Raw genomic sequence first — 12,804 nt, forward strand, 5'->3', positions numbered from 1 at the left:
CGCGCTTAATTATCCTTTGCTGTTTTTCCGTCATTCATGAAATCAGCCGGCACATTTTAACCAAAAAACGCGTATCAGTTATAAATAATGACTGATTTATGACATTTCACTCTTACCCTCACATGCTGGCAATCGTTTGCTTTTACCGTTCAGTCCGTTAAAATCAGCGCTTTTCCAGCCACGAGATAACGCCTGATGTCCGTCAATGCCGTAGAGTCAGAAAATGCGCAACCGGTTGCGCAGACTCAACCGAGCGAACTAATCTATCGCCTTGAAGATCGCCCGCCGCTTCCACAAACGCTTTTCGCCGCCTGTCAGCACCTGCTGGCTATGTTTGTGGCGGTGATTACCCCGGCATTGTTAATTTGCCAGGCGTTGGGGTTACCGGCATCAGACACTCAGCACATTATCAGCATGTCTTTGTTTGCCTCTGGCGTGGCTTCGATTATTCAAATCAAAGCCTGGGGGCCGGTAGGTTCAGGCCTGTTGTCGATTCAGGGCACCAGCTTTAACTTTGTTTCACCGCTGATTATGGGCGGTATGGCGCTAAAAAACGGCGGCGCGGACGTGCCGACGATGATGGCCGCGCTGTTCGGTACCCTGATGCTTGCCAGCTGCACGGAAATGCTGATTTCTCGCGTCCTGCACCTGGCCCGCCGCATTATTACGCCGCTGGTTTCCGGCGTGGTGGTGATGATTATCGGCCTGTCGCTGATTCAGGTTGGGCTAACTTCTATCGGCGGCGGCTACGGCGCAATGGCTGACCATACCTTTGGCGCGCCGAAAAACCTGCTGCTGGCGGGCGCGGTTCTGCTGGTTATTATCCTGCTAAACCGCCAGCGTAACCCTTACCTGCGCGTAGCCTCGCTGGTTATTGCAATGGCCGTGGGCTATCTGCTGGCCTGGGCGCTGGACATGCTGCCTGCCACAACTCAGCCAGCTAACACCGACCTTATAATGGTACCAATGCCGCTGTATTACGGCCTTGGCATCGACTGGAGCCTGCTTATCCCGCTGATGCTGGTCTTTATGGTGACCTCGCTGGAAACCATCGGCGATATCACCGCCACCTCTGACGTATCAGAGCAGCCGGTTTCTGGCCCACTTTACATGAAGCGTCTGAAGGGTGGCGTGCTGGCAAACGGCCTCAACTCCTGCGTTTCTGCCGTGTTCAATACCTTCCCTAACTCCTGCTTTGGTCAGAACAATGGCGTCATTCAGCTGACCGGCGTTGCCAGCCGCTATGTCGGTTTTGTTGTCGCGCTGATGCTGATCGTGCTTGGCTTATTCCCGGCGGTCAGTGGCTTCGTGCAGCACATTCCTGAGCCGGTTCTCGGCGGCGCAACGATTGTGATGTTCGGCACCATTGCGGCCTCCGGCGTACGTATTGTTTCCCGCGAACCGCTAAACCGCCGCGCGATTATGATTATCGCCCTGTCGCTCGCCGTGGGTCTGGGCGTCTCCCAGCAGCCGCTGATTTTGCAGTTTGCACCAGACTGGCTGAAAACCCTGCTTTCCTCAGGCATTGCCGCTGGCGGGATCACAGCCATTATTTTGAACCTGGTTTTCCCTCCGGAAAAAGCGTAACTCCCTCACGCGCCGGCGGCTGTTTTTGCCGGCGCGAAACCTCCTTTGACAATCCCTTCCTTGAGCTATAGCGGTAAATGGGGCATAACACCCTTAGCGAAACTCAATGGAGCGGAAGGCAATGAAATTCCTCGGAAAGCTGGTTCTTATCCTGTTGGGCCTTGTCATACTGGCGCTGATTGCCTTTTACATCCTGCTGCAAACCCGCTGGGGCGCTGGCCAAATCAGCAGCTGGGTGAATGAAAAAACCAACTACCATCTCTCTTTCAATGAGATGGAACACGACTGGTCTTCGCCCACTCACCTGATGTTTCATAACGTTACTTTTGGCCGCAGCGGCCAGCCCGCAACGCTGGTAGCAAAGAACGTGGATATTGGCCTGAGTACGCGACAGTTTTCTCAGCCACTCTATGTCGACACTATTTTGCTCCAGCAGGGAACGCTGAATCTCAGTTCGAACGCCGTTCCGCTCCCGCTTGAGGCAGATAAACTGCAGCTGCAGGATATGGCCATTAACAGCCCGGATAGCGAGTGGAACCTCAGCGCTCAGCGCGTTGAGGGCGGCGTTTCACCCTGGAGGCCTCAGGCCGGGAAAGTACTGGGCAATAAAGCCACTATAGCCTTCAGCGCGGGCTCACTGACGCTTAATGGCGTCAACGCCAGCAACGTCTTGCTGCAGGGAAACCTGGATAATGAACAAGTCACGCTGACCACTCTCGGTGCGGACGTTGCACGTGGCTCGCTGACCGGCAACGCCCACCGCAATGCCGACGGCTCGTGGGAGGTTGGCAGCCTACGCCTGAACGATATTCGCCTGCAAACGGCAAAATCGCTCAGCGATTTTCTAGCGCCGGTGACGTCGATTCCCTCGTTAACCATCGATCGCCTTGAGATAACCGATGCGCGGCTGGAAGGGAAAGAGTGGGCGGTGAGCGACCTGGCCCTTAGCCTGCGTAATCTGACGTTGGCTAACGGAGGCTGGCAAAGCGATGACGGCCAGCTGTCGATGAACGCCAGCGAGTTCATCAACGGCTCGCTGCATTTGCAGGATCCGATCGTAAACGTCGATTTTGCTCCAGCTGCGGCCACGCTCCGCCAGTTCAGCTCCCGCTGGGAAGGCGGTTTAGTCCGCGCTTCCGGGCAATGGTTGCGCGAGGGTAATCAGGCGGTGATGGATGAAGTCGTCGTGGGCGGGCTCGAATATACGCTGCCATCCAACTGGAAGGCCCTGTGGATGGAGACGCTTCCGGACTGGCTGAATAGCATCACGGTGAAAAAGTTTTCGGCTAATCGCAATCTGATTATCGATATCGACCCGGCATGGCCGTTCCAAATGACAGGCCTGGATGGTACAGCGACGAATATTCAGCTGGCGCGGGATCATCAATGGGGAATTTGGTCAGGCAATGCCTCGTTTAATGCCGCCGCCGCCACCTTTAACCGGGTTGACGTGCGCCGCCCGTCGCTGTCGTTAACGGCAAATCAGAGCCAGGTGGCGATCACGGAGCTGAGCGCCTTCGCCGGGAAAGGATTACTGGAAGCAACGGCAACCGTGAGCCAAACGCCTCAACGGGCCGTCAGCGTTAGCCTGAAGGGCCAGAGCGTGCCGGTGAACGTGCTGCACGCCTGGGGCTGGCCTTCTCTTCCGCTCGAGGGCGACGGTAACCTGCAGCTTTCGGTTACCGGGCAGGTATCAGCCAATTCGGCTCTGAAACCGACAGTAAACGGCAGCCTGCAGGCCACAGGCGCCAGCGGGCAACAGATCCAACAGACTATGCATAATGGAGAAGTTCCCGGCGCGTAACCTGCGTCCAGGGATCACTCCTCTTCGTTACCGCCCTCTTCCAGGGGGCCAAACGGCTTAGCGGGCAGCACGAGATAAACACCTTCAAATACGGCGCCGGGCGTTTCATTGCCGTAAAGCTCAACCTCAAGCGCAACGCGAGCTTTACGGCCACGGGCAAGCCTGTCCAGATCGCCGCTCAAAGATCCTAAATCGGCGGTTGCCCCCGGTTTCCCGGTGATCGGTTTGCTATAGCGGATATGGGCATCGGCCAGAATAATCGTGCCGCCCAGATGCCGCTCACGCAACATCAGCCAGATAAGTCCCCAGCCGGTTAACGTGGCCAGCGAGAACAGGCTCCCCGCGAAGAGCGTATGGTGCGGATTCTGGTTGCCCATTTCCGGCATCGTAGTAATGAATTTTTGCCCGGTATACTGCTGTATGCGCACGCCCATTTTCTCGCTAAGCGGAATATGTTCGTACCAGGCCTGCTGCAGCTGCCCACACCAGTCGCCCCGGTGAAGGATATCGTCAAGCGTGGCAACCGGCTTAATCATCAGGAAGTGGCGTACAGGCGTGGTTTGCGGGGTTGTGATTTCGCCCTGGTTAACAAAGCCCAGCTTGGAGAAAAACGCCACGGCATCTTCACGTGCACTGCAGGTTACGCGCTTAACGCCCTCCTGCCGCGCTACGGACTCCAGAGCCATCGCTACCAGCGTACCTAAACCTTTATCCTGAACCGAAGGGTGTACCGCCATAAACCGAATCGCGGCTTCGTTATCGGCATTAATATAAAGGCGGCCTACGGCAACGGTATTACCCTCTTCATCCACCACCATCTGATGATGCGCCATCGCATCCCATGCATCGCGCTCGGAGCCTTTAGGCTGGTGTAGCGGCTGGCGCAACATTTCCCAGCGGAACTGGTAATAACGGTCAAGTTCTTCTTCTGTTTGTGGCACACGAAGGTGATACATACGTTGCTCTCTCGTTGCGCGGGCCGGTGGCGAGGGTTATACCTGCAGCCAGAACGTCACCGGCCCATCATTAATTAGTGAAACCTGCATATCGGCGGCAAATCGCCCGGTGGGGGCTTCTATCCCCTGCTGCTTGCAGCGCCCGACAAAGTACTCATAAAGAGCTTCAGCCTGCTGTGGCGCCGCGCCACCGGAGAAGCTCGGCCGCATGCCGCGTTCAGTGTCCGCAGCCAGCGTGAACTGAGAAACCACCAGCAGGCTGCCGCCCGCCTGCTGAACGTTGAGGTTCATCTTGCCCTGCTCGTCGCTGAAGATTCGATACCCCAGAACGCGCTCGCACAGGCGATTGGCTTTTTGTTCGTTATCTTCTTTTTCGACACCCAACAACACCAAAAGTCCGGGGCCAATTTCACCCGTCACCTCACCCTCCACGGTGACGCTGGCACGGGTTACGCGCTGAATTAATGCAATCATGGTTCTTCCAGTTCTTCCTGCTCTGCAGCTTGTCGTAATTTTCGGTAGTCGCCCAGCGAGGCGGTGATTTCCGCCCCCAGCAACACAATACACCAGGTCCAATAGACCCAGACAAATAATATGGGGATAACCGCCAGCACGCCGTAAATCAGCTGGTAAGAGGGGAACATGGTGATGTAGAGGGCAAACCCCTTCTTGCCCAGCTCAAACAGCAACGCGGCCACCAGAGAGCCTATCATGGCGTCCCTGGCCCGCACGCTGGTCGTCGGCACCAGGCTGTAGAGCAGCCAAAACGAAAGCCAGGAGAGCAGCAGAGGGAAAATGCGCAGCACTTCATCCAGCATGCTGTTCAGTTCGGAAGCCCAGCGCAAAGACAGGAGATAAGAGCTGATCGCCAGGCTTGCCCCGGCCAAAAGTGGCCCGAGCGTGAGGATCATCCAATAAATGGCAAAGGAATACACTTTTGGCCGTACGCGTTTGCTGCGCCAGATGGTATTTAGCGCGCTGTCTACCGCATACATCAGCAGCAGCGAGGTCACAATCAGCCCGACAGCCCCCACCGCCGTCATTTTATTGGAGTTGGCGACAAACTGTTCGATGTAGCGCTGAATCACGTCCCCGGTGGCCGGCATAAAATTGGCAAAGACAAAATGGCGCAGCTGAACGCTGATATCGGCAAACATCGGAAACGCGGCGAACAGCGCAAATACGACCGCCACCAGCGGCACCAGTGACAGCAAAGACACATAGGCGAGGTTGCCTGCCAGCGTCGTCATGTTGTCCTGATCGATACGCTGCCACAGCAGTTTGCCCCAGGCCCAGAGCGGCCTGAGGCGATGCGCAGTTTTACGTGGCACGCTTTTGCTCATCCCTGCTTAGCAAACCAGTCTGGGATGGTCTTCTTGTCGAGCACCTGAATACTGTTAATACCTAATGCCCGCGCGCCGATAATATTGTCGGCGTTGTCATCGAAGAACACGGCCTGATCCGCAGAGAATCCTTCTTCCTGCAGCACTTTGAGGTAGATTTCCGCGTCCGGCTTGCGCATCCCCATTTCCTGGGAGAGATAGATTTTATCGGCCGATTGCGCCACTTCCGGGTATTCATCAGGCCAGAATCCGGTGTGCAGGCGGTTGGTATTGGAAAGGACCACGACGCGATGTCCCTGCTCGCGGAGTTTTTGCATGACGCCAATCGTCTCTTTGCGCAGGCCAACGAAAATGGCCTGCCAGCCCGCGGCAAACTGCTCGTAGCTCAGCGCAACGTCCATTTCATGGCACAGGCGTTCGGCAAACACTTCATCCGTTATTTGCCCACGTTCGTGCTGATGGAAGGTTTCTCCCATCGCGAAACTTTTCTGCAGGTTGGCTAACGGCACCCGGCTGTAATCACTCCAGACGCCCAGTACGCGATTAAAGTCGATATCAACGATGACGTTACCTAAATCAAAGATATACAGCATGCGCACCTCCTTTCCGAACATGGAGAAATAACTGTAGCGGGAAAGGCTGGCTTTGACTATCAGAGGAAAGCAACGTTGAGCATTCTGAGAGGTAAAATAAAAAAAGCCCCACCTTTGCAGGTAGGGCTTCAATGGACTGCAGAAAAGAAACTTACGCTTCTTTGCTACCACGACCCGCACGTTTGCGGTCGTTTTCAGTCAGGTGGCGCTTACGAATACGCACGGACAGCGGAGTCACTTCTACCAGTTCGTCGTCATCGATGAACTCCAGAGCTTGCTCCAGGGTCATTTTCTGCGCAGGAACCAGAGTGGTCGCTTCGTCAGTACCGGAAGCACGCATGTTGGTCAGCTTCTTACCGGTCAGGCAGTTAACGGTCAGGTCGTTAGAACGACTGTGAATACCGATGATCTGGCCTTCGTAAACTTCAGCCCCGTGGCCCAGGAACAGCTTGCCGCGATCCTGCAGGCCGAACAGAGCAAACGCAACCGCTTTACCCTGACCGTTGGAGATCAGCACGCCGTTCTGACGCTGGCCCACTTCGCCCTGACGGATATCGTCATAGTGGCTGAAGGTGGAGTACAGCAGACCGGTACCGGAGGTCATGGTCATGAATTCGTTACGGAAGCCAATCAGACCACGGCTTGGAATCACGTAGTCAAGACGCACACGGCCTTTGCCGTCCGGATTCATGTTTTTCAGGTCGCCTTTACGCTCGCCGAGCGCCTGCATCACGGAACCCTGATGCTGCTCTTCGATATCCAGCGTTACGTTTTCGAACGGCTCTTGTTTACGGCCGTCGATTTCGCGGAAGATAACTTTCGGACGGGATACCGCCAGCTCGAAACCTTCACGACGCATGTTTTCGATAAGAACGGAGAGGTGCAGCTCACCACGGCCGGATACGCGGAATGCATCCGCATCTTCGGTTTCTTCAACACGCAGCGCAACGTTGTGTACCAGCTCTTTGTTCAGACGATCCAGAATCTGACGAGAGGTCACGAACTTACCTTCTTTACCGCAGAACGGAGAGGTATTTACGTTGAAGAACATGGAAACGGTTGGCTCATCTACGGACAGCGCTGGCAGCGCTTCAACATTTTGCGGGTCGCAAATGGTGTCGGAGATGTTCAGCTCGCCCAGGCCGGTGATGGCGATGATATCGCCCGCTTCGGCTTCGGTAGACTCGATACGCTCCAGGCCCAGGTGGGTCAGAACTTTACCGACTTTACCGTTACGGGTTTTCCCTTCGCTATCAATGATAGTGATCTGCTGGTTTGGCTTCACTTTGCCGCGTTTGATGCGGCCGATGCCGATAACGCCAACGTAGTTGTTGTAGTCCAGCTGGGAAATTTGCATCTGCAGTGGACCGTCGAGGTCAACGTTCGGTGCCGGTACGCGATCGACAATGGCCTGATACAGTGGAGTCATGTCCGCTGCCATATCATTGTGATCCATGCCCGCGATGCCGTTCAGTGCGGATGCATAAATAATTGGGAAGTCGAGCTGCTCGTCGGTCGCATCAAGGTTAACGAACAGGTCGAAGACCTGATCAACAACCCAGTCAGGACGCGCGCCAGGGCGGTCAACTTTGTTGATAACCACGATCGGCTTCAAACCATGGGCAAACGCCTTTTTGGTTACGAAGCGCGTCTGCGGCATTGGGCCATCCATTGCATCAACCACCAGCAGAACGGAGTCAACCATTGACATTACGCGCTCAACTTCACCACCGAAGTCGGCGTGTCCTGGGGTATCAACGATGTTGATACGATAGTCATTCCATTTGATAGCGGTGTTTTTAGCGAGGATGGTAATCCCACGCTCTTTCTCCAGGTCATTGGAGTCCATCACGCGTTCAGTGGCTTCAGCACGTTCGTTACTGAAAGTACCAGATTGCTGCAGCAGCTTATCAACCAGGGTAGTTTTACCATGGTCAACGTGCGCGATGATGGCGATATTACGCAGATTTTCGATCACAACTTTGCCTCAGGCATTAGAAATAGCGCGTTATTGTACACGTATTAATCGAAGGACAGAACAGGATCACAAAGAACCTTTACAAACAATATAGAAAGTAAGGGATTGTGATCGCTTTCACGGAGCTAAAAAGGGAGCTATAACGTAAATTGCACCAATATGGTGCTCAGGTTTTAATCTGAAGCACTATATTGGTGCAAAATATTCATCCTGGTGCAGCCCTTTTGCACTATGGTGCGCATGATAGCGCCTTTTTAGGGTGATTTAAAAGTTGGCACAGATTTCGCTTTAAACATTTTATGGCGAAAAGCCACATTAAGAAGTGTTTGATTACCTCGTTACCACGACGACTACACCAATCCGGGAGAGTTTAAGTATGTCCGCTGAACACGTTTTGACGATGCTGAATGAGCATGAAGTGAAGTTTGTTGATCTGCGCTTTACCGATACTAAAGGTAAAGAACAGCACGTCACTATCCCTGCTCATCAGGTGAATGCTGACTTCTTCGAAGAAGGCAAAATGTTTGACGGCTCCTCGATTGGTGGCTGGAAAGGTATCAACGAATCCGACATGGTGCTGATGCCAGATCCAACGACGGCGGTTATCGACCCGTTCTTCGCGGATTCTACCCTGATTATCCGCTGCGACATTCTCGAGCCAGGCACCATGCAGGGCTACGACCGTGACCCGCGTTCCATTGCAAAACGCGCTGAAGACTACCTGCGCTCTACCGGCATCGCAGACACCGTTCTGTTCGGGCCAGAGCCAGAATTCTTCCTGTTCGACGACATTCGTTTCGGCAGCTCTATCTCCGGCTCCCACGTTGCTATCGATGATATCGAAGGCGCATGGAACACCGGCACCAAATACGAAGGCGGTAACAAAGGCCACCGTCCTGCTGTGAAAGGCGGTTACTTCCCGGTTCCACCGGTCGACTCCGCTCAGGATCTGCGTTCTGCTATGTGTCTGACCATGGAGCAGATGGGCCTGGTTGTTGAAGCTCACCACCACGAAGTAGCGACCGCTGGTCAGAACGAAGTGGCTACCCGCTTCAACACCATGACCAAAAAAGCTGACGAAATTCAGATCTACAAATACGTTGTGCACAACGTTGCTCACGCCTACGGTAAAACCGCGACCTTTATGCCTAAACCAATGTTTGGCGATAACGGTTCTGGTATGCACTGCCACATGTCCCTGTCCAAGAACGGCGTAAACCTGTTCTCCGGCGACAAATACGCAGGCCTGTCTGAGCAAGCGCTGTACTACATCGGTGGTGTTATCAAACACGCTAAAGCGATCAACGCCCTGGCGAACCCAACCACTAACTCCTACAAGCGTCTGGTCCCAGGCTACGAAGCCCCAGTAATGCTGGCGTACTCTGCCCGTAACCGTTCTGCTTCTATCCGTATCCCGGTTGTTGCGTCTCCAAAAGCACGTCGTATCGAAGTGCGCTTCCCGGACCCAGCGGCGAACCCATACCTGTGCTTCGCAGCGCTGCTGATGGCCGGCCTGGACGGTATTAAGAACAAGATCCACCCTGGCGAAGCCATGGACAAAAACCTGTATGACCTGCCGCCAGAAGAAGCGAAAGAGATCCCACAGGTTGCAGGTTCTCTGGAAGAAGCACTGAACGCTCTGAACGAAGACCGTGAGTTCCTGACCGCAGGTGGCGTATTCACCAACGACGCTATCGATGCTTACATCGCGCTGCGTATCGAAGAAAACGACCGCGTACGCATGACTCCGCACCCGGTAGAGTTCGAGCTGTACTACAGCGTCTAATAATTTAGAAATCCAACGAATTTCGCGTTGCAGCAAGACGGCAACTGAGTGAATCCCTGGAAGCATAGGTAACGATGTGACCAGGGTGAGTAAGGGCAGCCAACGCAGCTGTGGCGCGAAGGGCGTTAGGAGTTTTTTGTTGCCGTGGAAACTTTGGCCCATCTCCGGATGGGCTTTTTTCTCCACCGGAATCCCCTGTGACGCTGTTTTTTGTCACCCAAAGACTATAATGCACTAAAACGGTGCACGGAGACTGCTGTATGGCAACTGGCGCGCTGCCCGATGCTGGGCAGATTCTGAATTCTCTCATCAACAGCATCCTGCTCGTGGATGACGAGCTGGCGGTACATTACGCCAACCCTGCGGCTCAGCAACTGCTGGCGCAGAGCTCACGCAAGCTGTACGGCACGCCTCTGCCGGATCTATTGAGTTATTTCTCGTTGAACATTGGCGTCATGCAGGAAAGCCTGATGGCGGGCCAGGGATTTACCGACAACGAGGTTACGCTGGTCATTGATGGCCGATCGCACATTCTCTCCCTGACGGCGCAAAAGCTGCCGGAAGGGTACATCCTGATGGAAATGGCGCCGATGGATAATCAGCGTCGACTGAGCCAGGAACAGCTGCAGCATGCGCAGCAGATTGCCGCCCGAGACTTAGTCCGCGGGCTGGCGCATGAAATTAAAAACCCGCTTGGTGGGCTGCGGGGGGCGGCACAGCTGCTGAGTAAAGCATTGCCGGACCCGTCGCTGACTGAATACACCAAAGTGATTATTGAACAGGCCGATCGCTTAAGAAATCTGGTCGACCGCCTGTTAGGCCCACAGCAGCCGGGGATGCACGTCACCGAAAGCATTCACAAAGTTGCCGAGCGCGTGGTGACGCTGGTGTCGATGGAGCTGCCGGACAACGTGACTCTTGTGCGGGATTACGATCCAAGTTTGCCGGAGTTTGCTCACGATCCGGACCAGATAGAGCAGGTTTTACTGAATATCGTTCGCAATGCGCTGCAGGCGCTGGGCAGTGAAGGCGGTGAGATTATCTTACGCACCCGCACGGCTTTCCAGCTGACGCTTCACGGCTCGCGCTATCGTCTTGCAGCACGCATAGACGTTGAAGATAACGGCCCGGGTATCCCGGCACATTTGCAGGACACGTTGTTCTACCCGATGGTCAGCGGGCGAGAAGGTGGCACCGGGCTTGGTCTTTCCATAGCGCGTAGCCTTATCGACCAGCATTCGGGGAAAATCGAATTCAACAGCTGGCCTGGTCATACCGAATTTTCGGTTTACCTGCCTATTCGGAAGTAGAGGTCTTTATGCAACGAGGGATAGTTTGGGTCGTTGACGACGATAGCTCCATCCGCTGGGTACTGGAGCGCGCGTTAACCGGAGCCGGGTTGATCTGCACCACCTTTGAAAACGGCAATGAGGTGCTGGACGCCCTGGCGACCAAAACCCCGGACGTGCTGCTGTCGGATATTCGTATGCCCGGCATGGACGGTCTTGCCCTGCTAAAGCAGATTAAACAGCGCCATCCTATGCTGCCGGTCATCATAATGACTGCCCATTCGGATTTAGACGCCGCCGTTAGCGCCTATCAACAGGGTGCTTTTGACTATCTGCCAAAACCGTTTGATATCGACGAGGCGGTGGCGCTGGTTGAACGCGCCATCAGCCACTATCAGGAGCAGCAGCAGCCGCGTAATGCGCCGGACAACGGACCAACGACCGACATCATCGGCGAAGCCCCGGCGATGCAGGACGTGTTTCGTATTATTGGCCGCCTGTCGCGTTCGTCCATCAGCGTATTGATTAACGGCGAATCTGGTACCGGTAAAGAGCTTGTGGCGCATGCCCTGCATCGCCACAGCCCGCGGGCTAAATCGCCGTTTATCGCGCTTAATATGGCGGCTATTCCCAAAGATTTAATCGAGTCAGAGCTGTTTGGCCATGAGAAAGGTGCTTTCACCGGCGCCAACCAGATTCGCCAGGGCCGTTTTGAACAGGCCGACGGCGGCACGCTGTTTCTCGATGAAATAGGCGACATGCCCCTGGACGTACAGACCCGGCTGCTCCGCGTACTGGCCGACGGCCAGTTTTATCGCGTTGGCGGCTACGCGGCCGTTAAAGTCGATGTGCGTATTATTGCCGCAACCCACCAGAACCTCGAGCTACGGGTGCAGGAAGGGAAGTTCCGTGAAGACTTGTTCCACCGCCTGAACGTGATCCGTGTACACCTGCCGCCTCTGCGTGAACGCCGGGAAGATATTCCTCGCCTGTCACGGCACTTCCTGCAGGTGGCCGCACGCGAGCTGGGTGTTGAAGCAAAACTGCTGCATCCGGAAACGGAAAATGCCTTAACGCGTCTGGCCTGGCCCGGCAACGTACGCCAGCTGGAAAACACCTGCCGCTGGCTGACGGTGATGGCGGCGGGTCAGGAAGTACTTATTCAGGATCTCCCGAGCGAGCTGTTTGAAACGACGGTAACCGAAAGCGGCGGGGTTACGCAGACTAACCCTGACAGCTGGGCAATGCTGCTGGCACAGTGGGCAGAACGGGCGCTACGTTCCGGGCATCAGGATCTGCTTTCAGAAGCTCAGCCGGAAATGGAGCGCACGCTGTTAACCACCGCGTTACGACACACTCAGGGACATAAACAAGAAGCGGCTCGCCTGCTGGGCTGGGGGCGAAACACGCTGACTCGTAAGCTAAAAGAGCTGGGAATGGAATAGCGCTTTGCGAAGGTTGAAATAAC

The 12,804-nt window shown here is 55.0% G+C and carries 10 protein-coding genes; 5 read left to right on the forward strand and 5 right to left on the reverse strand.

The window, feature by feature from the left end:
- Window positions 1-195: 195 nt before the first annotated feature.
- Window positions 196-1,587: a nucleobase:cation symporter-2 family protein gene (locus JT31_RS12030; protein WP_038477212.1), complete on the forward strand. Its 1,392-nt coding sequence runs from the start codon at window positions 196-198 to the stop codon at window positions 1,585-1,587.
- Window positions 1,588-1,708: 121 nt separating this feature from the next.
- A complete protein-coding gene (locus JT31_RS12035; protein ID WP_038477215.1) occupies window positions 1,709-3,391 on the forward strand; it encodes an AsmA family protein in 1,683 nt (560 codons plus the stop codon).
- 14 nt (window positions 3,392-3,405) lie between these two features.
- Here JT31_RS12035 and fabY read toward each other — a convergent pair whose 3' ends face one another.
- From fabY to typA, 5 genes are all read right to left on the reverse strand, one after another.
- Entirely contained in the window at window positions 3,406-4,347 is a 942-nt protein-coding gene (gene fabY, locus JT31_RS12040; RefSeq protein ID WP_038477218.1) for a fatty acid biosynthesis protein FabY, read from the reverse strand.
- Window positions 4,348-4,383: 36 nt separating this feature from the next.
- Entirely contained in the window at window positions 4,384-4,821 is a 438-nt protein-coding gene (gene dtd / locus JT31_RS12045) for a D-aminoacyl-tRNA deacylase (RefSeq protein ID WP_038477220.1), read from the reverse strand.
- Window positions 4,818-5,690: a virulence factor BrkB family protein gene (locus tag JT31_RS12050; RefSeq protein ID WP_038477223.1), complete on the reverse strand. Its 873-nt coding sequence runs from the start codon at window positions 5,688-5,690 to the stop codon at window positions 4,818-4,820. The genes dtd and JT31_RS12050 overlap by 4 nt, the downstream gene beginning before the upstream one ends.
- Window positions 5,687-6,283, reverse strand: a complete 597-nt coding sequence (gene yihX, locus JT31_RS12055) for a glucose-1-phosphatase (RefSeq protein ID WP_038477226.1) — start codon at window positions 6,281-6,283, stop codon at window positions 5,687-5,689. Before yihX ends, JT31_RS12050 begins: the two co-directional genes overlap by 4 nt.
- 151 nt (window positions 6,284-6,434) lie before the next feature.
- Complete coding sequence (gene typA, locus JT31_RS12060) at window positions 6,435-8,261, reverse strand: ribosome-dependent GTPase TypA (RefSeq protein ID WP_008457395.1); 1,827 nt, start codon at window positions 8,259-8,261, stop codon at window positions 6,435-6,437.
- 376 nt (window positions 8,262-8,637) lie between these two features.
- On the opposite strand from typA, the gene glnA reads away from it, so the two are divergent.
- The 3 genes from glnA (at window position 8,638) to glnG (ending at window position 12,781) form a co-directional block, all read left to right on the forward strand.
- On the forward strand, window positions 8,638-10,047 hold the full coding sequence (gene glnA / locus JT31_RS12065; protein WP_038477231.1) for a glutamate--ammonia ligase: 1,410 nt from the start codon (window positions 8,638-8,640) through the stop codon (window positions 10,045-10,047).
- Between the two features lie 260 nt (window positions 10,048-10,307).
- Window positions 10,308-11,357: a nitrogen regulation protein NR(II) gene (glnL, locus tag JT31_RS12070; protein WP_038477234.1), complete on the forward strand. Its 1,050-nt coding sequence runs from the start codon at window positions 10,308-10,310 to the stop codon at window positions 11,355-11,357.
- Between the two features lie 8 nt (window positions 11,358-11,365).
- A complete protein-coding gene (glnG, locus tag JT31_RS12075) occupies window positions 11,366-12,781 on the forward strand; it encodes a nitrogen regulation protein NR(I) (RefSeq protein ID WP_038477237.1) in 1,416 nt (471 codons plus the stop codon).
- The last annotated feature ends 23 nt before the right edge of the window (window positions 12,782-12,804 follow it).

The organism is Cedecea neteri (genome assembly GCF_000757825.1).
GTDB lineage: Bacteria > Pseudomonadota > Gammaproteobacteria > Enterobacterales > Enterobacteriaceae > Cedecea > Cedecea selenatireducens.

Excerpts from the sequence above, each read along its gene's own strand:
- JT31_RS12030 (WP_038477212.1), top strand. The coding sequence starts at position 196 with ATGTCCGTCAATGCCGTAGAGTCAGAAAATGCGCAACCGGTTGCGCAG.
- JT31_RS12035 (WP_038477215.1), top strand. The coding sequence starts at position 1,709 with ATGAAATTCCTCGGAAAGCTGGTTCTTATCCTGTTGGGCCTTGTCATA.
- fabY (WP_038477218.1), bottom strand. The coding sequence starts at position 4,347 with ATGTATCACCTTCGTGTGCCACAAACAGAAGAAGAACTTGACCGTTAT.
- dtd (WP_038477220.1), bottom strand. The coding sequence starts at position 4,821 with ATGATTGCATTAATTCAGCGCGTAACCCGTGCCAGCGTCACCGTGGAG.
- JT31_RS12050 (WP_038477223.1), bottom strand. The coding sequence starts at position 5,690 with ATGAGCAAAAGCGTGCCACGTAAAACTGCGCATCGCCTCAGGCCGCTC.
- yihX (WP_038477226.1), bottom strand. The coding sequence starts at position 6,283 with ATGCTGTATATCTTTGATTTAGGTAACGTCATCGTTGATATCGACTTT.
- glnA (WP_038477231.1), top strand. The coding sequence starts at position 8,638 with ATGTCCGCTGAACACGTTTTGACGATGCTGAATGAGCATGAAGTGAAG.
- glnL (WP_038477234.1), top strand. The coding sequence starts at position 10,308 with ATGGCAACTGGCGCGCTGCCCGATGCTGGGCAGATTCTGAATTCTCTC.
- glnG (WP_038477237.1), top strand. The coding sequence starts at position 11,366 with ATGCAACGAGGGATAGTTTGGGTCGTTGACGACGATAGCTCCATCCGC.